The following is a 19,799-nucleotide window of genomic DNA, read 5'->3' as shown; positions in this document are numbered from 1 at the left end:
GCATCGAGTATGCGATTTTACGCACTTTTATGGCGGACGCCAATCGTTTTTCCACGCGACTTTGTTTGTCAAAGGCTCACCCCTGCTCCGCCATAGGGTCACTCTATACTTGATTGCGTGAATCCCTGCCGGACAAGGAGTCCCCCATGCCACTGCCCTCTTTCAAGCCCAGCCAGCGCAGATTGCTGGTGGGATCGGCCATCGCATTGGCCCTGTTTGCTACCCCATTCAGTTATGATTTCACCCATAACGCATGGCAAATGAATCAGGCCCATGCCAAGTCCTGCTTCATTGCCGGTACCCGCATCGTCATGGCCGACGGCAGCGAGCGCCCCATAGAGACGCTGCAAGCCGGTGAACGAGTGCTGGATCAACATGGTCATGTCAACCGGATCCAGGCTATAGAGCGGGTACTGCTGGGGGAGCGCAGGCTCTACGGGATCAACCAGCTGGCGCCCTTCTTCACCGCCGAGCACCCCTTCCTGACCTCTCGCGGCTGGGCGGCCATCTCGCCAGCCATGACCCGTACCGAAAATCCGGCCCTGGCCGTGTTGCCGCTGTTTACCGGCATGCGCCTGCTGGGCTGGCCGGCAACCGCAGCCAGCGCGGGCAATCTGGCGCTGGCCCCGCAACCGAGCGAGCTGCTGGTGGAGTCGCTCTGCTGGATTGACGCCCCGCCCACCACGGCACTGTTCAACCTGATCCTCGATGGCAGCCACAGCTATATCGCCAACTCGCTGATCGTTCACAACAAGGATGGCGACAGCGGCGGTGGCAGCGACAGCGGCGGTGGCAGCGACAGCGGCGGTGGCAGCGACAGCGGCGGTGGCAGCGACAGCGGTGGCGGTAGCGGCAGCGGTGGCGGTAGCGACAGCAGTGGCGGTAGCGACAGCAGTGGCGGTAGCGACAGCGGCGGTGGTAGCGACAGCGGTGGCGGTAGCGACAGCAGTGGCGGCAGTGACAGCAGTGGCGGCAGTGACAGCAGTGGCGGCAGCGACAGCGATGGGGGTGGTCAGGGTAGTGATGACAATGGCGGTGGTGAACACGCCGGTGGTGAGCATCATGCAGGGGGCGAGCAGCATGGCGGGGGAGACCACCACGCCGGAGGGGATCGTCATGCCAGCGGACGCGGGCTTGGCAACGGCCTGGATGACAATGGCGTGGATGCCATCGATGCCAACGGCAACGAGATCCGGGGCGACGGCACTGTCGACGACAATGGCGTGGATGCCATCGATGCCAATGGCAACGAGATCCGGGGCGACGGCACTGTCGACGACAAGGGCGTGGATGCCATCGATGCCAACGGCAACGAGATCCGGGGTGATGGCACTGTCGACGACAAGGGCGTGGACGCCGTCGATGCCAATGGCAACGAGATCCGGGGCGACGGCACTGTAGATGACAAGGGCGTGGATGCCGTCGATGCCAACGGCAACGAGATCCGGGGCGATGGCACTGTCGATGATCGCGGCCAGACGCTGACCGATGCACAGGAACAAACCCTGATCCAGCAGGGTTTTCGCACAAAGGAGCAACCATGAGCCGTTATCTGCTGCCCTGGCTCTCCCTGTGGCTGCTCGGCTGCGCCACCCTTGAGCCCGCCCCTCTCTACCACCAGATGGACAAGGCCGATGTGGCACTGGCCAACCAGGCGCTGGCCGATGCACTGCAAACCCGCCCCAAAGGCCAGAGCCTCACCTGGTTCAATGCCGCCAACCGTCACAGTGGCAGCGTCACGCCGCTGCGCACTTTTCGCCACGCCAACGGCCATTGGTGCCGCGACTATCGCGAGCAGCTCTACATAGGCCAGGCAAGCCAGCAGTGGCAGGACACCGCCTGCCGCAGCAAGGAGGGCCGCTGGCTGCCGCTGCGCAGCTGACGAAAAAAAGGGGTGGCCGACGGCCACCCCCTTTTCATCACACGCTTTCGACCGTCATACCCGGCGATAAGGCAGGTAGAGCGGCTCCCACATGTGGCTCAGGATATGCTGCTGCAGATCCTGCCCGATCAGCGGATGGGAGGGATCCTTGCGCACTATGTCTTTGAGCACGGCAGTCGCCACGTGCACCGAGATGTTGCGCAGCTCGCGAATGCGCGGATAGACGGAGCCTTGTGCCAGATCCACCTCGTTCACGCACTCGGCCAGTGCAAAGGCGGCCGTGGTGAAGATATCCGGGCTGATCTCGCTCAGCTGGCTGACGATGGCCGCCAGCCCCACCCCTGGGAAGATGAAGACGTTGTTGCCCTGGCCTATGCGGTAATCCTTGCCCTCATAGTGCACGTCCTTGAACGGGCTGCCGGTGGCAACTATGGCCTTGCCCTGACTCCAGCGGTAGATGTCTTCCGGCAGCGCTTCGCAGTTGGCAGTCGGGTTGGAGAGCGGGAACACCATGGGGCGGGCACAGTGCTTTTGCATCAGCTGCACGTGCTCCTCCTTGAAGGCGCCGCCGGAGCCGCTGGTGCCGAGCAGCACTGTGATGGGCACATGGCGCAGCACGTCGGTCAGGTTGGCCCTGCCGGGCACTTCGGTATCCCAGCCCGCCAGCAGCAGACCCGGTTTGGCGTAACGGCGCTTGTACTCGTCGAGCCCCTCGCGGTTGTCACACACCAGCCCCTGGGTATCCAGGATATAGATGCGATCCCGGGCCGCCTGCGGATCCAGCCCCTCGCGGATCATGCCGGCACAGATCTGATCCGCAACCCCTACCCCGCCGGCGCCGGCGCCATAGACCAGGTAGTTCTGCTGACCCAGGGTCTCCCCCTTGACCTTGACCGCCCCTATGATGCCGGCCAGTACCACGGCCCCCGTGCCCTGAATGTCATCGTTGAACGACGGCAGCGACTGCTGGTAGCGGGAGAGATTGTTGAAGGCGTTGGACTTGCTGAAGTCTTCCCACTGCAGCACGGCGTTCGGGAAGTGGCGCTTGACCCCGGCCACGAACTTGTCGATGAAGTCGTCGTACTCCTTGCCACGGATGCGCTTGTGAGGCTGACCCAGATACATGGGGTCGTCCAGCAGGGTCTGATTGTCGGTGCCCACATCCAGCGCTATGGGCAGGCAGCAGGCAGGGTGAATACCGGCCGCCAGGGTATAGAGGGAGAGCTTGCCGATGGGGATCCCCATGCCGCCCACCCCCTGATCACCTATCCCCAGGATGCCCTGGCTGTCGGTCACCACGATAATGCGCACCGATTTTGCGTCCAGCTGACGGGCCAAGGAGCCCATGTCCTCGACGTTTTTCGGGGTGATATAGAGGCCGCGCGCCTTCTGGTAGCGGTGGCTGAACTCCTGGCACGCCTTGCCGACGGTCGGGGTATAGATGATGGGGGTCATCTCCTCCACGTGGCGTGACAGCAGGGCATAGAACAGGGTCTCGTTGCGATCCTGCAGGGCGCGCAGGTTCTGGTACTTTTCGATGTCGCTGCAGGCGCTCAAAAAGCCCTGATAGACCCGCTCCAGCTGGGCCTCAAAAGTCTGAACCCGGGGAGGCAACAGGCCGTCGAGCTCGAAGTCGGCGCGCTCCTGTTCGGTGAAGGCAGTGCCCTTGTTGAGATTGCGATCGTTGAGCAGATCGGTGCCAGTCAGTGCAACGGGGCGAAAATCCTGTCCCTGTGCATCTTTCCACAGCAGATATTGTCCGGTAGCCATAGTCGTTCTCTTTGATTTACGTGAAATTGCCGTTCGGCAGGAGAGCAAGACTCATAATGAAATCAATCATATGACGTTTGGTTGTTTAGTTTTGTGAGCTTGGGCATACCCTGCGGCCAAAAAACGCGCCAAACCGGTTTATGGCCTCATACCGGCCACGCACGGCCTAAATCGGCCAACTATGCTCAACAACAGGCCACCAGCAGGATGGGTTTCCTCAGGGGCGGGAGAGAACACATGAGTGATATCCTGATCGTCGATGACATGGCGTCCAACCGCTACATATTGCGCTGCCTGCTGGAAGAGGCGGGTTATCAGGTGCGCGAGGCGACCGACGGCCAGCAGGCGCTGGATGCCGCTACCCGGTTTCCTCCCGCACTGGTGTTGATGGACATCAACATGCCGGTGATGGATGGCTATGAAGCGTGCCGCCGCATCAAGCAGTTGCCGGGCCAGTGGTGCCTGCCCGTCCTCTTCATCAGTGCCAACAACGAGATCAGCGCCCTCGAGCAGGCCTTTCAGGCCGGCGGCTGCGACTATGTCTCCAAGCCGTTTCACCAGCTAGAGGTGCTGGCCCGGGTACAAAACCAGCTGCGCCTCAAGGATCTGAGCCGCCAGCAGGCCAAGGTGCAGCTCTACCAGAGCCTGTTCCAGCTCACGGCCGGGATTGCCCACGAGATCAACACCCCGGTCGGCATCGGCATCACCGCCTCCAGCCTGATCCACGGCGCGGGCGATCTGCTGGCGAACGCGGTGCAAAACGGCATGCTGGGCCAGCGCCTGCTGCACCAGCAGCTCACCGACATCAAGGAGGGCACAGAGTTGGTGGAATCCAGCCTGCGCCGGGTCGCCCTGCTGATCACCCGCTTCAAGGAGCTGACCCGGGATCAGCACGAGCCGCCGGCCCTCCCCTTCCCGGTGCAAAAAAGCCTGCGCAAGCTGCTGCAAGCCTTCTCGCCCGAGTTTCTCATCGCCAGAGTCAATGCGGATGTCGGGGGCGAGGAGGTAACCCTGACCGCCCCCGAGCCGCTGTTTCTCGATCTGGTGCAGGAGCTCATCAAGAACAGCATGGATCACGCCTTCAAGGGGCCGGGGCAACACAGCTTCGGCCTGAACATAGCGCAAAGCGGCAACGAGCTGCTGCTGACCTACAGAGACTCGGGCCCCGGCATGACGGCCGAGCAGCTGCCCCGCCTGTTCGAGCCCTTCTTCACCACCCAGCGCGGCAACACCAACCACTGCGGCCTGAGCGCCTGCCGCATCCACAACCTGGTGGAGAACAACCTGCACGGCCAGCTGACCGTCACCAGCCCGCCCGGCCAGGGGCTGACATACCAGATCCGGCTTCCCCTGCAGCCGCCCCTGTAAAGAGGCTGGCGCTGACGAGTGCTATGACAAGCAGACAATAAAAAGGGACGCCTCGGCGCCCCTTCTCTTTCATCGTTGAATCACGGCCAGCCTCAGTCTGGCTTGCCCACTTTAGGCTCGTCGAGCTGGTGCTTCACCTCTTCATACCAGAGGTCGTGGTGCTCCTTGGCCCAGGTCTCGTCCACATCGCCGCTGATCATCCCCTCCAGCGCCCCTTCCAGCTGGAACAGGCCCATGTAGATGTGGAAGATGAAGCCGCAGATGAGGATGAGGGCCCCGACTATGTGGATGAAGCTGGCCCACTCCATCTGGCGACGCAGCTGGCCGAAGATGGGGAAGTCCAGAAACAGCCCGGTCGCCACCACTATGCCGCCAAACCAGATCAGCAGCCAGAAAATGGCCTTCTCGCCGCCGTTGGAGAAGCCCGCCGAGGGGTGGCTGCCCTTGTGGGGCCCCAGCATGCCGCCCGCCTTCATGAACCAGCGCACGTCCACCATGTTGACTATGTTGTGGCGAAACCACTTGATGAGCACGCCCAGCAAACAGAGGAAGAAGAGCGGCCCCACGTAGTTGTGGAACTCCTTGGCGAACCAGATCCAGTTCTCCCACACCCCCATGCTCACCACCGGCTTGATGAAGTGCTTGCCGTAGATGATGGCCAGCCCTGAGCCAGAGAGGGTCAGGAACATGCCCGCCGTGGTCCAGTGCAGCGCCCGATCCAGCCGGCTCCAGCGCTTGAGCTTGCGCCCGGTGCGTGGCTTGGAGAGCCGGGTCGGCCCCACAGCCCAGTACATCAGGCCGCACATGGCCAGGGAGCCGAAGATGGCGATGGCACCGAGCGGCGACACCCACTTGGTCTTCACCTCGAACCAGAGCTGGCCCGGCACCGAGATCAGCACCCCGTGCTCCGGCGAGCGGGAGGTGGTGTAACCCTCCTGCCCATCCTTCACCGCCCGCCAGTAGTCGGCGCCGGCAAAGCCGACCGCCTCCTTCTCGGCATCGGCGAAGCTGGCGGTGCTCACCAGCAGCAGGGCGGCAAACAGGGCCATTAGCCAGGTTTTCATGCCGCCCCTCCCTTGCCCGCCTTGCTGGCGTCATGGAACAGCTCTTCACCGCTGCCCCAGCCCGCTTCCTTGGCGCCGCGATAGGCGACCCGCTCGCGGAAGATGTCGGAGATGACCTGCGCGTCACCGGCCAGCAGCGCCTTGGTGGAGCAGAGCTCGGCGCACATGGGCAGCTTGCCCTCGGCAATGCGGTTGGCGCCGTACTTCTGGCGCTCCGCCTCGCTGTGATCCTCTTCCGGCCCGCCGGCGCAGAAGGTGCACTTGTCCATCTTGCCCCGATCGCCGAAGGCGGCGGTCTTCGGGAACTGGGGCGCCCCGAACGGGCAGGCGAACAGGCAGTAGCCACAACCGATGCAGAGATCCTTGTTGTGCAGCACTATGCCGTCGTCCGTGTGATAGAAGCAGTCCGCAGGACAGACCGCCATGCAGGGGGCGTCGGTGCAGTGCATGCAGGCGACCGAGATGGAGGTCTCCCCCGGCAGACCGTCGTTGAGGGTCACCACCCGGCGCCGCTGTATGCCCCACTCCAGGGCGTCGTCGTTCTCGTTCTTGCACGCCGTCACACAGCCGTTGCACTCGATGCAGCGCTTGGTGTCACACATGAATTTCATTCTGGCCATGAGATCAGGCTCCTACTTTGCGAAAGCGGCACAGGGTGACCTTGGTCTCCTGCATCTGGGTAACCGGGTCATAGCCATAGGTGGTGACTATGTTGACCGACTCCCCCAGCACATAGGGGTCTGACCCTTCCGGATATTTGGCGCGCAGATCCTGGCCCTCGAAGTGGCCGCCGAAGTGGAACGGCATAAAGGCGAGCCCAGGTTTGACCCGCGGGGTCACCAGCGCCTTGACCAGCACCCGGCCCCCTTCCGGCCCCTCGACCCACACATCCTGACCGTCGCGCACGCCGACGTCGTTGGCATCCGCCGGGTTCATCTCGACGAACATCTCCTGCTGCAACTCGGCCAGCCAGGGGTTGGAGCGGGTCTCATCGCCGCCCCCCTCGTACTCCACCAGACGGCCGGAGGTGAGGATGATGGGGAACTCCTTGCTGACGTCCTTCTCCTGAATGGAGGCGTACTGGGTCGGCAGGCGCCACAGGCTCTTGGAGTCAGACCAGGTGGCGTAGTCGGCCAGCAGATCCCGGCGCGGGGTGTAGAGCGGCTCGCGGTGCTTGGGCACCTGATCCGGGAAGGTCCACACCACGCAGCGCGCCTTGGCGTTGCCATAGGGCACGAAGCCGTGCTTGATGGCCACCCGCTGGATGCCGCCGGATAGATCTGTCTTCCAGTTCTTGCCCTCGGCCTCTTTCTTCTCGGCCTCGGTCAGCTCATCCCACCAGCCGAGCTGCTTCATCAGATCGGCGGTGATCTCGGGATAGCCATCCTCCACCTCGCTTCCCTTCGGCCAGGAGTCTTCGGCGAGCAGCGAGACCCCCTGATACTCGATGCCGAAACGGGCGCGGAACCCGCCGCCCCCTTCCGAGACCGGAATGCTGGTGTCGTAGAGGATGTGGCTGCCTGGGTGCTTCATCTCAGGGGTGCCCCAGCAGGGCCAGGGCAGACCATAGATCTCGCCACTGACCGGACCGCCCTCGGCCTTGAGGTTGGTCTTGTGGAAGGTGTGCCAGTTCTGCTGGTGCGCCTTGAGCCGCTCCGGGCTCTGGCCTGTGTAGCCCACGCTCCACATGCCGCGGTTGTATTCGCGGGTGATGTCTTCCAAGAGCGGCTCGTTGTTCTCCACCTTGATATGCTTGAACAGCTCATCGGCAAAGCCCAGCTTCTTGCTCAGCAGATACATGATCTCGTGGTCGACCCTGGATTCGAACAAGGGCTCGACCACCTTGTCGCGCCACTGCATGGAGCGGTTGGTGGCGGTGACGGAACCATAGGTCTCGAACTGGGTGGTGGCCGGCAGCAGGTAGACGCCATCGGTGCGATCGTTCATCACGGCGGCAACGGTCGGGTACGGATCGACAATCACCATGATGTCGAGCTTTTGCATCGCCTTCTTCATTTCCGGGCCGCGGGTCTGGGAGTTGACCGCATGGCCCCAGTAGAACATGGCGCGAATGTTGGAGCCCTGCTCGATGAGATCGGCGTTCTCCAGCACACCATCCACCCAGCGGGAGACCGGAATGCCGTTGTTCTGCATCGGCAGCTTGCCGTTGTAGGCCTTGTTGTCGAAGCGGGCCTTGATCCACTCGTAATCCACATCCCACACCCGGGCCCAGTGTTTCCAGGAGCCCTCTTCCAGCCCGTAGTAGCCGGGCAGCGAGTCGGAGGTGACGCCAAAATCGGTGGCTCCCTGCACGTTGTCGTGACCACGGAAGATGTTGGTGCCCGCCCCGCTCTTGCCCACGTTGCCGAGGGCCAGTTCGAGGATGCAGTAGGCACGGGTATTGTTGTTGCCCGTGGTGTGCTGGGTGCCGCCCATGCACCAGACCACGCAGCCGGGGCGGTTGTCGGCCAGCAGCTTGGCGGCGCCATGAACCTGCTGTTCGTTGAGACCGGTCACCCGTTCCACTTCGGCCGGGGTCCAGCGCGCCACCTCTTTTTGCACCTCGTCCATGCCGTAGACCCGGGTGCGGATGAACTCCTTGTCTTCCCAGCCGTTCTTGAAAATGTGCCAGAGCATGCCCCAGATAAAGGCGACGTCTGTGCCCGGACGCAGGGAGAGGTACATGTCCGCCTTGGCGGCGGTGCGGGTGCGGCGCGGGTCGACCACCAGGATCTTGCAGCCGTTGCGCTCTTTGGCCAGCAGTATGTGCTGCATGGCGACCGGGTGGGCCTCCGCCGGGTTGGAGCCGATAAACATGATCGACTTGCTGTTGTGCATGTCGTTCAGGCTGTTGGTCATGGCGCCATAGCCCCAGGTGTTGGCTACCCCGGCCACAGTCGTGGAGTGGCAGATCCGCGCCTGGTGATCCACGTTGTTGGTGCCCCACAGGGACGCCATCTTGCGAAACAGGTAGGCCTGCTCGTTGGAGTGCTTGGCGGAGCCGAGCCAGTAGACGCTGTCTGGGCCGGACTCCTTGCGAAGGCGCAGCACCTCGTTGCCCACCTCTTCGATGGCCTGCTCCCAGCTCAGACGCTGCCACTTGCCGCCCACCAGCTTCATCGGGTACTTGAGGCGACGCTCGCCGTGGCCGTGCTCACGCAGGGCCGCCCCCTTGGCGCAGTGACCGCCGAGGTTGAAGGGGTGATCAAACGCCGGCTCCTGACCGGTCCAGACACCGTTTTGCACCTCGGCATAGACGCCGCAACCCACAGAGCAGTGGGAACAGATGGTGCGCTTCACCTCGACCGGCACCTCGGCCGCCACGGTTTTGGCCTCGGCCCGCTGCATCATGGCGGGGGCCAGCCAACCGGCGGCCACGGCGCCGCCGGCCACCAGACTTGAGTTGACCATAAAGGCGCGGCGGGTCAGCCCCTGGCCGCGAGCGGCCGCATTGCCTTGCTCGCTCGCGTTGACCGGCTCGGCTCGTTTTGTCAGTTTCATAAGGTCTCCTTCACTGAGCCGGCTCAGTCGGTGCCGCGCAGGGTGCGATAAAAGTCGTGAACATGGGGGGTCTCCCGATAGCCCTTGTCGGGCTGGGTGTCGTGGGTCAGCGCCTCCTTGCTCACCACCCGGCCGGTGGCACCGGCCAGCACGCCTATGGTGGCGACCACGCCCACCCCTTTGATCAGATTGCGTCGGGACGGGTCTTTCAGCTTTTCATCGCTCATCTTTCTGTGACCTCTGTTTTTGTTATGGCCAGCCGCACTGTGCCGGCTTCGCTATGAGTGAGTGGGTGCCGCGTCATGGCAGCGTCACCACAGGGGTACCAAAGGGCAGGCGCAGATCCTGCTCCAGTTTGAAAAAGTCTTCGGCAAGCGCCCCGACCGCCCGGTAGAAGCTGCCCCCCTTCGCCTGTTGCTGATCGCGGCAGCAGGCGAGCACCCAGGGAGCCAGATGCCGTTCATAGAAGCGGTTGCGCTCGGGGTGCTGCTCACCAATCAATACCGCCATCACCTCGCACAGGGCGGCCAGGTGATCCTCGGGTTCGCACACCCCGCTCTGGCGCTCGAAACCCAGGGATTGCAGATCGGCCCGCAGCACCGCCAGCGGCAGCTCCATCAGAGAGCCGGTGAGATACCAGGAGGCAAACGGCACTATCTCGCCGCGCCCCAGGCCGATAAAGAGATCCTGATACTCCTCGGCGAGTTCGCTTTCGCGGTGGCTGCTGGCGGCCAGTTGCACCAGCCCCAGCCCTCTGGCAAAGGGGCCCGGCATGGCCTGCAAGCCTTGCAGCCAGGCGAGCTGATCGCCTCGGGGGGCGGCGCGCCACAGGCTCGCCAGCAGGGCATACATGTCGGCGCTGCTCTGTTCCAGATCTGTCATGGTCAGTTCGCCTGCATTCAGTGCGGTATGGCTATTCGGTTGTTCACTCATCACAGGCCCCTCATATCTTGAGCTGGGCGGCAGGATCCGCCGCCAGCGCCGTAAACACATCCTTGACCCGGCAATCCTCACACATCAGCAACCGCGCGGCGGCTTCATTCTGGAAGTGGGAGTGACCGGCCAGCTTTTGCTGGATGCGACGAATGAGGGAAGCTGGCGCAAACGGCTTGCCGCAGCGTATGCAGCAGGCGGCCTCCTCGGCTTTGAGGCTCTGCACGGCGCGGCGCGCCTCGGGCACAGGCTGCAGGCGGGGTGCAAGGACGATGGCCTGCTCGGGGCAGGCTTTTTCGCACATGCCGCACTGGATGCAGTCCTGCTCGATAAAGTTGAGGCCGGGCGTGTGGCCCACCGCATGCAGGGCGCGGGTCGGGCAAACCGCCACGCAGCCCATGCAGAGGGTGCAATCCGATTCCTTGAGCACCACTGCGCCGTAAGGGGCGCCATGGGGCACAGCCAGCGGCTCGTGGCCGCCCCCGTTGGCCTGCCAGAGGGCATCGAAGGCGGCAAACAGGGTCTCCCGCTTCTCCCCTTTCAGCGGTTTGTCGAACAACGCAGTGCCAGGGTGTTCGCTGGCACGCTCCATGGCGCTCAGGGAGTGGAGCGCCACCCGGTCCGCCGATAAACCGGCCCCCACCAGCAGTACGGCGGCGCTGGCCAGCTCCCGCTCCAGCAGGGCCCGCACGCTGGCGGGGGCGTCCTCGCCAAGCACTATGCGCACCGCGCTGGCACCATAGGCGAGCGCCGCCAACCAGCTCTCAACCCCCAGGCTGGCGCTCTCTTCCACCCAGACCGGCAACCAGTGGGTTGGCAGGGCGGGCAGGCTGGCCTCAAGCCGTGCCCGCTCGCTCTCCCCGGCGATCAGCAGCACAGGGTGGGCGCCGCCCGCCTCCCGATAGCGTTTGAGCAGGCGCAGCAGGTAGTCGCCGCTGGTGCTGGCATCGGGCTGGTGATAGGCAATTGCCCCGGTCGGACAGGCGGAGGCGCAGCTGCCAAAGCCCTGGCAGAGGTGTGGATCTATCTGGATGCGGCCGTTGACGGGCTTGAGCGCATCGGTCGGGCAGACATCGAGGCAGCGGCTGCAACCTGGCACGCCGCGGGCGGTGAAGGCACAGGCCTCGGCGTCGAGGCGAAAATAGCGCGGCTTGTCGAAGATGCCGGTCAGGGCGCACAGCTCGGCGAGCCGTGCGGCCAGCCCTTCGTCATCAACCAGATGCAGATAGCCGATCGGTGGGCGCTCCAGCGCAAACAGCGGCGTGCGGCCCAGATCGGCCACCAGATCGAAGCGAGGCTCCCCTGGCAGTTCACTGACAGCTGCCGCAGCCTGCTGCGGGAAACCCTGTTGTGGAAAACCCTGTTGTGGAAAACAAAGCCCCGCCAGATCAACCCGCACCCCCTGCCCGTTCAGGCCGGTTAGCTGGTACTGACCGAGATAGCCCTTGAGGCTCGGCTCGCGCAGGGTCAGGGCATTGAGGGATGCGGTGGCGTCGAAGATGGCTTCGAGATCTGCCGCCTCGGCATTGTGGACGGATTCGGTGACCAGCAGGGTCGGCATCACGCCTTGGGGCAGCAGGCTGGCGGCGCGGCGAATGCGATCTTCCGGGCCGACCAGCAACAAGCGGCCCTGACTCTGGTAGGAGACGGTAGCCGGGATCAGGTTGTCGGTCTTGACCGTGTGGCGCAAGGCGTCGGCGCGGGCTCGCTCATTGCGCCCCGCCACTCCCCCATCGGGGGTCAGGTTTGAGTAATGTTGTTCGATGCTCACATGCACTCCTGTGCGGTCCACCTCATGGGATGGATCGCTTGTTGGTCTTGTGGAGGAGCAAGAGCCGAGCCAACTCCCCCGGAAAAATAGTGACTGGCAGGGAGTCAGGATCCCAGACGCTCCATTCCCCCACCCTTGGTTGGGACATTTTGTCCATCCTCATCAACCAAAATGTCCCGATCCTTGGTGTGGGCTTGTGGATCCAGGGCCGGCAAGGTGGCGAGCGGTTCACTCCGCTGGGAGGCGGGAGAAGAAAAAGAGGAGCCAGCGGCTGGCTGGTCGGCAATGGCCTGCTCGGGTGATGCCTGATCTGATGGCGACAGTGCGCTGCCGGACTCGGCCCCTGGCGCCGTTACCGCCTCCACCAGCCAGTTGCGCAGCCCGGCGGTCAGGGCCGCCGGCAGCAGCTCGGGCTGGCTGAAATCCTGGGTGTAGTCATCCAGCCCGTCCGGCTTGTGAGTGCGAAACATGGCTCTCAGTGTCTCTTTGTCAGGCAACGCAGATTTGCCCGGCTGGGTTGGTCTGGCCGGCTGCGAAGCGGCGTCACCGATAGCCGGTTTTCCCTCCGACACCTCATACAGGAGACCCTCGGCAGCCTCGGGTTCACCACTCCCCTTGTCAGTGCTGACTACGCGGCTATCCTGCTCTGCATCTGATATTTTTCCTTCGTCATTGCCTTCGATGGGGATAGCAACAACCTCGGGGTCGGCCTGCTCCTGTGGCTGCAATGCCTGATGCTTTCGAGCCGACCAGCGCTTGAGAAACTCACTCATGGGAGCCTGCTCCCGAACGCTCGCGGCCATCGGGGCCTGTGGCTTTGACGGCGCCGCAATTGGCTTGATCACTGGCGTCTCTTGATGTCTCAACTCTCGTATCGACCCCCAGCTGATCCTGCGCCCGCCCCTTGCCCTTCTTGCCCTTGCGGCGGGCCTCCAGCAGCTCGCCGTGGCGGCCGATAAAGGCCTCGACCCAGGCTTGCAGCGCTTCGGGGAGCGGGCAGGAGAGCACCTGCCGCTCGCCATCCATATAGGCGGCGGCCACTGTCTGACTCAGGGTCAGGCCATCGGCCACAAAGCCATTGTCCACGCGGCTTCCGGTGACAAAGAGCCGGGGCGAACCGGAGCTTAAGTTAAAGCGATAATCCCCCCGTTCATCGCGAAACAGGGTAAGGGGCAAGGCACCTACAGCCTCGGGCTCGGCGGGATGGAGCGCCGCAATCTCGAAACGGCGGCTCTGCCAGCGGCCAACCTGGCTGTCGATGGCATTCAACTCCAGCTGCAGCCAGCGCTGCGGGGAGAGGGGTTTGGTTGTGTCTTGCACTGTCGCGGCTCCCATCAGAAAGTCTCTGCCGGGCCACCCTCCCCCTTGGTTAGCCCCTGTCGGAGCGGATCACGGCGGGACATTCAGGGCGGCCACAGCCATCAATGGGATAAGACATAGCAAGAGTGGGGCCAAGGCCGGTTTGGTGGTTGATGGTGGGGCCTTGTGCGGGACATGGGTTGGCGCGGGCGTAGGTTGGTGCAGAGCGCAGCGAAGCCCAACATACGAGATAAAAAATAAGGCCTCATAGGGCCTTATTGCTGTCTTCTGGCTAATCTCCTTTCTTTTGCCAGTTCTAGTTTTCGAGGTTCAGAATAAAGTCGTTCTAATAAGGTCACAGTAAAATCCATCAAATCATCAACATCAACTTTTGAAAGAATCCCTTCGTGAGCACCATCATTACCATCATCCTTAATACATTCGGCCAACTCTTTCAAAGCAACAGGTAGATGACTATTTTCAAACAACCAGTCCATCCTCAACCCAAGACTTCGTCTTATTTTAGCTGGAGGTGTCGCGGGATCTTCTGGTAGAAATGACTTTGTCGCTTTATCCAAGCATAGCCTAAACATAGTGGCTGCAGCATTAAAACAACCAATAGAATAACATTGAGCCCCTTCATCAAAATTGATTCTGATTTCTTCTGGCAGGAATTCAGGTGGTGTAATGACATCCCCGGGCCTAATACAAACAACTGAATTAACTGTTATTTTATTGGTGATATTAATGCTGGCCTTACCTCTAATGTCATCAAACGCAGACTGATAGTTTATTACAACATTAAAAACAACACTTTTATGGCAGTGTTTGCATACACAAAACAGCTCAGCCTCATTCACGCGGCCATTATTATTTATAGCTAAAATAGAGAATGTTGTATGTTTCACATAACATCTTGGACAGTTTTGAACCAATTCAGCCATTGCACACCCTTTATTTTTCAGTGAACCCCACATAATTGACAAATATTAAGTGATTTCATCTTACGAAACTATGCGGCTCATCTCATATCAGCCATTAGGGAAGGATGGATTCAACACTGAAGTGCAACGCCCGTTTATAAATCAGGCAGCTTTGAGCAATTCGTTAAAAACTATCTGAGGTTGCCTAAACCCCAAACATTTGCGAGGCCTCAAGTTGAGCCGCTTTTGGAAGGACGAAAGCGCCTCCACTGTTACCAGGCTCAAATCGCTGCTTTTGGGCACATATTGCCGCAGCAGGCCATTGCTGCTCTCATTTTGTCCTCGCTCCCATGAACAGTAGGGGTGGGCAAAGGACCGTAGGTTCGAATAGCGGAGCGTATTCGGACATTCGAGTAATTGGATTGTCGTTTTTTCAGATGGCGGCATGACCGCACGCCCACGAATTCTGGCTGTCTCGATGGAAAACACCGGTTATTCCCACTCCTGCTGCAGTTGATCAACCGCACCGCACCAATCCGGCGGGTAGATACCGCTTGCAACGTAACGATGGAAGGTGGAATAAGGCCAATCCCCCACTTGTGTTACATAACCATGCTTGAGCGGATTGATATGGACATAATCCATATGACGACGGTAATCCTCTTCATCCCGGATCAGATGCTCCCAATAGTGACGCTGCCAAATACCCCGTTCGCCGTGGCGTAGTCGGGTCTGGCTACGCCGCTCTGTAATGGGCAAGGCCCGAGAGAAGTGACTTTTGATTAACCGCCAACGCAGAGGAAAATCTGTGTCCCCCTCTGGCAGGGAGAGGATGCAATGAAGATGGTCGGGTAATACCACCCATGCATGAATGGTAAAGGGGTGAGTCTGCTTTACCGTGGCAACGGTACGGCGCAGCAGATCGATCTGCGTCACCAACAACTGGTTATCACGCCGCTCCAGCAGATTGACGGTAAAGAACCAGATTCCACCGAGCCGCCATGCCCGTCGCCAATTGGCCATCCCCTTTTCCTTTTCGTAACCGAAAAACCAAGCATAGCGTCACGACCCGGCGATATGCGCACGAGTGCAAGGCTACAAATCTCGCGATCGTCCGAATACGCTCCGCTATTCGAACCTACTCAACCGCATAGAGAGAATCTCGCCCAAAGTAATCTGGAACAAAACTTGCTGTATCCCTCCCCTTAGATCCCGGCAACCGGTCGCGAGGGGCCCATGACACCGACCTTTATCAAAAGCAATGCTGCCGCCCAGCTCACCATGGCCGTCGAGGTGATGGATGAGCAGGGCACGCTGCAAACCCGCCAAATCGCCTGTGAGCGGCCACTGACTGTCTACCTCAACTGGAAGGAGATAGTGACCCTGATGACGCTGGGGGCACGCCCCGAGGCGCTGGTGCTGGGCTATCTCAAGAATCAGGGCTTTATCGAGGATATCGGGGCCATAGAGTCGGTGATCGTCGACTGGGAGAGTGAGGCCGCCGCCGTGGTGAGCAGCCAGCAGGCCGAGGATCTCGACAAGTCGCTGGAGAAAAAGACGGTCACCTCCGGCTGCGGTCAGGGCACCATGTATGGCAGCGTGATGAAGAAGCTGGAAGGGGTGGTCTTGGCGGCGCCTGAGCTTAAACAGAGCACCCTCTACGCCCTGCTCAAAGCGCTGTCGGCCCATAACGAGACCTACAAGATGGCCGGCGCCGTGCATGGCTGCGCCATCTGTCGCGGCAGCGAGATCCTCTCCTTTGTCGAGGACGTGGGGCGCCACAATGCGGTGGATACCCTGGCGGGCGAGCTCTGGATGCGCGGCGAGGCTGGCCACGACAAGATCTTCTACACCACGGGGCGGCTCACCTCGGAGATGGTGATCAAGGTGGCGCAAATGGGCATTCCCGTGCTGCTGTCGCGCTCCGGCGTCACCCAGATGGGGCTGGATCTCGCCCGCCAGCTCGGCATCACCATGATTGCCCGCGCCAAGGGGCGCCACTTCGAAGTCTTTACCGGCCAGCAGCATCTGGAGCTGGACGAGAGGCCGCCTGTGCTGCTCCATACCCCGTCAGGCCGGGGTCAGCGAGAGTAAGCCATGAGCGAGTTGATGAGTGCCAAACAGATAGTTGAGTATCTCGACCACACCAGCCAGAGGATCAAGCGCAAGCCATGAACGAATTTATGAACGTGAAGCAGGTGGCCGAGTACCTCGATCTCAACGAGAAGAAGGTCTACCAGCTCGCCAACGAGGCGCGCATCCCCGCCACCAAGGCGACCGGCAAGTGGCTGTTTCCGCGCTCCCTGCTCGATCGCTGGCTGCTCGGCAGCTGCCACGAGGGGGTGATGAACGACCGGCTGCTGCTGGCGGGATCCGACGACGTGTTGCTGCACTATGGTTGCAGCACGCTTGCGCGGCAGCTCGGCACCCAGGCGCTGGTGGGCTACACCCCCTGCGGCACTCGCCAGGGGCTGGCGATGCTGGCACGCGGCCATGTGGATCTGTGCGCCATTCACTGGGGTCAGGCCGAAGAGGCCCACCTGCGCCACCCGGCGCTGGTGCAGCAGTATCAGGGCCACCGCCAATGGGTGATAGTGCATGGCTTTCGGCGGGTACAGGGGCTGGTGCTGCGCCAGGGCTTGCAGCCGCAGGAGGCAAAACAGGCGCTCGACTGGCGCTGGGCTATGCGCCAGGAGGGGGCCGGCAGCCAGCGCGCCCTGCAGGAGTGGCTGCAAACCCAGGGGGAGTCGCTGACCCGGCTGGAGAGCACTGTGCAGGTCAACAGCGAGCGGGAGCTGGCCGCCGCCATCAGCCGGGGCGATGCCGACGTGGGGCCCGGCGCCCAGAGCACGGCCACCGAGTTTGGCCTCGGCTTTATGCCTCTGTCGCAGGAGTGCTTCGATCTGGTGATGCCGCAGGGGGTCTTCTTTCGCACCCTGTTGCAGCAGCTGATCGGCTGGCTGCAATCCCCCGAGGGGCGCGAGCTGGCGGCCCGCCTCGGCGGCTATGACCTGACCCAGAGCGGCAAGCTGGTGTGGAGCCCGCAGTAGCGAAAGCGGCCATCCCCTCTCTTTGCGCCACCAGCCCTGACCAGCACGGGCCTGCCACCCTGGCAGGCCCGTCTGTTTTATTGCCATCCGCTCTGATAAATGAACAGGCGCTTACCCAGGCCTTGACTCATCCGCTGCCGAGTCAGGCTCATGCCCCGCCGAGCCAGATCCACGCCCCTCGGCCCCGAGCGCAATGCGCCACCCCTCCAGCTGAGTAGGCTCGCCGCCGCTGGGCAGCAGGGCATGGCTGCGCAGCCTGATGGTAAAGCAGCTCCCCTGCCCGGGAGTGGAGTCCACCACCAGCTCCCCGCCCCAGCGGCTGATGATGCGATGGCTCAGGGCCAGCCCCAGACCTGTGCCTGTGGCCCGAGTGGTGAAGAAGGGGTCGAAGATCTTGTCCATGATGGCGGCATCTATGCCGCTGCCGTTGTCGATGACCCGCACCTCGGCCCCTTGCAGCCCACCCGCCTCGTCGAACCAGTCGCGGCTCTCGACCCGGATCTCCCCCTGCTCTCCCAGCGCGTGGCTGGCGTTGACCAGCAGGTTTATCAGCACCTGCAACAGCTGCTGGCGATCCGCCTCTATGGGCTGCTGGGCCTGCAAGTCGGCCACCAGGTTCACCTGCTGCTGGCGCAGGGCGGAGCGCACCAGGGTCAGGCTCTCTTCGATGATGGGGGTGAGGTGCTGCCACACCGGCGCCGTCTCGTAGTCGCCGGGGCGGGAGTATTGGAGCAGGCTGCGGGTGATGGCGCGAATGCGCTCTATCTGCGTCAGCACCAGCGCCAGCTCCTCGCTGACCGGGGCGGCGGCCTCCCCCAGCTCCAGCTTCATCAGCTCCACATTGCCGAGGATCACCGCCAGCGGGTTGTTGATCTCGTGGGCCACCCCGGCGCACAGCTCGCCGAGGGCCGCCAGCTTCTCGCTGATGAGCAGCTGCTGGCGCGCCTGGGTCAGCATATGGATATGGTGCTCCAGCTCGGCAGTCTTTTGCTCCAGGCTGCCCGTGCGCTCGGCCACCTTCTGCTCCAGCTCGTCGGCGCTGCGGGCCAGCTGCTGCTGGTGCGCCGCCTGCCGATCCAGCATGGCGTCAAACTGGCGCCCCAACTGGGCCAGCTCGTGGTCGGGGTCGAGCGGCAGCGCCCCCACCCTGGCCGACTGGTCATGCTGCACCTGACGCACCACGCCGTGCATACGCTCTATGGGGGTGAAGAGATCCCGGGCGCCGCGATAGACCAGCAGGCCCGAGAGCAGCAGGAGCAGCACCACGCCTGAGCCCAGCTCCAGCAGGTTGGTGAGGTAGGTACGAATGAAGGGCCACTCCAGAAAGCCGACGTAGAGCATGCCGATGCGCTCGCCGTGCGCCCCGAGCAGGGGCTCGTAGCCGGAGACATACCAGGCGTCGTGCACGAAGGCCCGGTCGACCCACAGCTCCCCCCGATCCAGCACCTGCTCGCGCACCGGCGCCGAGACCCGCGTCCCCACAGCCCGCCCCAGCTGGCGACTGCTGCTGGCGGGCACGTTGGTGCTCACCCTCAGATCGCCGAGAAACAGGGTGACAGTGCCTATGCTCCCATCCGGCAGGGTGTTCTTGGCAAACACCTGTCCCTTGAGCTCGTCCACCAGCCGGGTGCTGCCGTTGATAAGCTCGCCCCCCTCCAGCACGGCCCAGAGGCTGCCGTCCCGTCCCATCACCGGGGTCAGGGAGAGGCTGACGAGCCCCCGGGTCTCCTGGCCCAGAGCGGCCGTGTGCTCCCTGTCCAGCACGGCGCGGCTGGCAAGGGCAGGCGAGAGGGCCAGCAACTGCTCCCGCGACCAGACCACGAAGTGGCTGACGCTGCGCCCGGCGGCGAGGGCCGTGCGCTCCCTGGCCGTCAGCAGATCCAGTTCGGCGCCACTGCGCAGGCGCAGAAAGTCGAGATCGTAGTTGGCTGCCAGCGGCATCACCCAGGCCGGCAGCGCTTCGGGCGTCTGGCGCAGCCGCAGCTGGAAGGCCCAGGCATCGCGCAGGTGTTCCAGATGTTCGGCCTGACGCTGCTGCTGCACATTGACCGCATGGTGGGCCACCCCCAGGTCGCCGCGCACATTGGTGAGCAGGTTCTGCCAGCTGTAGGTGAGGGTCCAGTAAAGCGTCAGCCCTATCATGCCCACCAGGGTCAGCATGATGGGCACCGAGGTGAGCAGCAGCAGGCGCCAGCGTACCTTGGTCTTGAGCCAGCGCGGCAGCAGGGTCATAGTGGT

General features: G+C 62.6%; 17 protein-coding genes and 1 pseudogene. 5 read left to right on the top strand and 13 right to left on the bottom strand.

Annotation, left to right across the window (positions count from 1 at the left end):
* The first annotated feature begins 146 nt into the window (after window positions 1–146).
* Both IU367_RS06205 and IU367_RS06200 read left to right on the top strand, forming a co-directional pair.
* Complete coding sequence (locus IU367_RS06205) at window positions 147–1,544, top strand: Hint domain-containing protein (RefSeq protein WP_274453719.1); 1,398 nt, start codon at window positions 147–149, stop codon at window positions 1,542–1,544.
* On the top strand, window positions 1,541–1,882 hold the full coding sequence (locus tag IU367_RS06200) for an RT0821/Lpp0805 family surface protein (RefSeq protein ID WP_274453718.1): 342 nt from the start codon (window positions 1,541–1,543) through the stop codon (window positions 1,880–1,882). The genes IU367_RS06205 and IU367_RS06200 overlap by 4 nt, the downstream gene beginning before the upstream one ends.
* 54 nt (window positions 1,883–1,936) lie before the next feature.
* On the opposite strand, the gene IU367_RS06195 is transcribed toward IU367_RS06200, so the two are convergent.
* Window positions 1,937–3,652: an NAD-dependent malic enzyme gene (locus tag IU367_RS06195; protein WP_274453717.1), complete on the bottom strand. Its 1,716-nt coding sequence runs from the start codon at window positions 3,650–3,652 to the stop codon at window positions 1,937–1,939.
* Between the two features lie 237 nt (window positions 3,653–3,889).
* Here IU367_RS06195 and IU367_RS06190 point away from each other — a divergent pair, with 237 nt between their 5' ends.
* Window positions 3,890–5,020 carry a hybrid sensor histidine kinase/response regulator gene (locus tag IU367_RS06190; protein ID WP_098983161.1) on the top strand — a complete coding sequence of 377 codons (1,131 nt, stop codon included), beginning with the start codon at window positions 3,890–3,892 and terminating at the stop codon, window positions 5,018–5,020.
* Between the two features lie 92 nt (window positions 5,021–5,112).
* Here IU367_RS06190 and IU367_RS06185 read toward each other — a convergent pair whose 3' ends face one another.
* From IU367_RS06185 to IU367_RS06135, 11 genes and pseudogenes are all read right to left on the bottom strand, one after another.
* On the bottom strand, window positions 5,113–6,084 hold the full coding sequence (locus IU367_RS06185) for a formate dehydrogenase subunit gamma (protein WP_274453716.1): 972 nt from the start codon (window positions 6,082–6,084) through the stop codon (window positions 5,113–5,115).
* Complete coding sequence (gene fdh3B / locus IU367_RS06180; RefSeq protein ID WP_042865547.1) at window positions 6,081–6,704, bottom strand: formate dehydrogenase FDH3 subunit beta; 624 nt, start codon at window positions 6,702–6,704, stop codon at window positions 6,081–6,083. The genes IU367_RS06185 and fdh3B overlap by 4 nt, the downstream gene beginning before the upstream one ends.
* 4 nt (window positions 6,705–6,708) lie before the next feature.
* Window positions 6,709–9,585, bottom strand: a complete 2,877-nt coding sequence (locus IU367_RS06175) for a formate dehydrogenase subunit alpha (RefSeq protein ID WP_274453714.1) — start codon at window positions 9,583–9,585, stop codon at window positions 6,709–6,711.
* A 23-nt stretch (window positions 9,586–9,608) separates the two neighbouring features.
* Complete coding sequence (locus IU367_RS06170; RefSeq protein WP_043137891.1) at window positions 9,609–9,812, bottom strand: transcriptional initiation protein Tat; 204 nt, start codon at window positions 9,810–9,812, stop codon at window positions 9,609–9,611.
* 73 nt (window positions 9,813–9,885) lie between these two features.
* Window positions 9,886–10,518: a TorD/DmsD family molecular chaperone gene (locus IU367_RS06165; protein ID WP_274453713.1), complete on the bottom strand. Its 633-nt coding sequence runs from the start codon at window positions 10,516–10,518 to the stop codon at window positions 9,886–9,888.
* Window positions 10,519–10,528: 10 nt separating this feature from the next.
* Window positions 10,529–12,289, bottom strand: a complete 1,761-nt coding sequence (locus tag IU367_RS06160) for a 4Fe-4S binding protein (protein ID WP_420796493.1) — start codon at window positions 12,287–12,289, stop codon at window positions 10,529–10,531.
* A 104-nt stretch (window positions 12,290–12,393) separates the two neighbouring features.
* Window positions 12,394–13,062 (bottom strand): DUF3306 domain-containing protein, encoded by a 669-nt coding sequence (locus IU367_RS06155; RefSeq protein ID WP_274453712.1) that lies wholly within the window; start codon window positions 13,060–13,062, stop codon window positions 12,394–12,396.
* Window positions 13,055–13,624: a DUF3305 domain-containing protein gene (locus IU367_RS06150; RefSeq protein WP_274453711.1), complete on the bottom strand. Its 570-nt coding sequence runs from the start codon at window positions 13,622–13,624 to the stop codon at window positions 13,055–13,057. The genes IU367_RS06155 and IU367_RS06150 overlap by 8 nt, the downstream gene beginning before the upstream one ends.
* A 239-nt stretch (window positions 13,625–13,863) precedes the next feature.
* Window positions 13,864–14,532: a DUF4145 domain-containing protein gene (locus IU367_RS06145; RefSeq protein ID WP_274453710.1), complete on the bottom strand. Its 669-nt coding sequence runs from the start codon at window positions 14,530–14,532 to the stop codon at window positions 13,864–13,866.
* Window positions 14,533–14,673: 141 nt separating this feature from the next.
* A pseudogene (locus IU367_RS06140) lies at window positions 14,674–14,883 on the bottom strand (transposase); the annotation flags it as partial.
* A gap of 120 nt (window positions 14,884–15,003) precedes the next feature.
* Window positions 15,004–15,534 (bottom strand): REP-associated tyrosine transposase, encoded by a 531-nt coding sequence (locus tag IU367_RS06135; protein WP_274453709.1) that lies wholly within the window; start codon window positions 15,532–15,534, stop codon window positions 15,004–15,006.
* Between the two features lie 213 nt (window positions 15,535–15,747).
* On the opposite strand from IU367_RS06135, the gene IU367_RS06130 reads away from it, so the two are divergent.
* Entirely contained in the window at window positions 15,748–16,605 is an 858-nt protein-coding gene (locus IU367_RS06130; protein ID WP_274453707.1) for a formate dehydrogenase accessory sulfurtransferase FdhD, read from the top strand.
* Between the two features lie 89 nt (window positions 16,606–16,694).
* Window positions 16,695–17,561 carry a helix-turn-helix transcriptional regulator gene (locus IU367_RS06125; protein WP_084214094.1) on the top strand — a complete coding sequence of 289 codons (867 nt, stop codon included), beginning with the start codon at window positions 16,695–16,697 and terminating at the stop codon, window positions 17,559–17,561.
* A 111-nt stretch (window positions 17,562–17,672) separates the two neighbouring features.
* On the opposite strand, the gene IU367_RS06120 is transcribed toward IU367_RS06125, so the two are convergent.
* The gene (locus IU367_RS06120; protein WP_274453706.1) at window positions 17,673–19,793 is read right to left on the bottom strand and encodes a sensor histidine kinase; all 2,121 of its coding nucleotides are present in this window, start codon (window positions 19,791–19,793) and stop codon (window positions 17,673–17,675) included.
* Window positions 19,794–19,799 lie beyond the last annotated feature (6 nt).

The sequence above is a fragment of the Aeromonas bestiarum genome, assembly GCF_028751155.1.
In the GTDB taxonomy this organism is placed as follows: Bacteria; Pseudomonadota; Gammaproteobacteria; order Enterobacterales; family Aeromonadaceae; genus Aeromonas; species Aeromonas bestiarum.
This window is presented reverse-complemented; position numbering and strand designations above follow the sequence as displayed.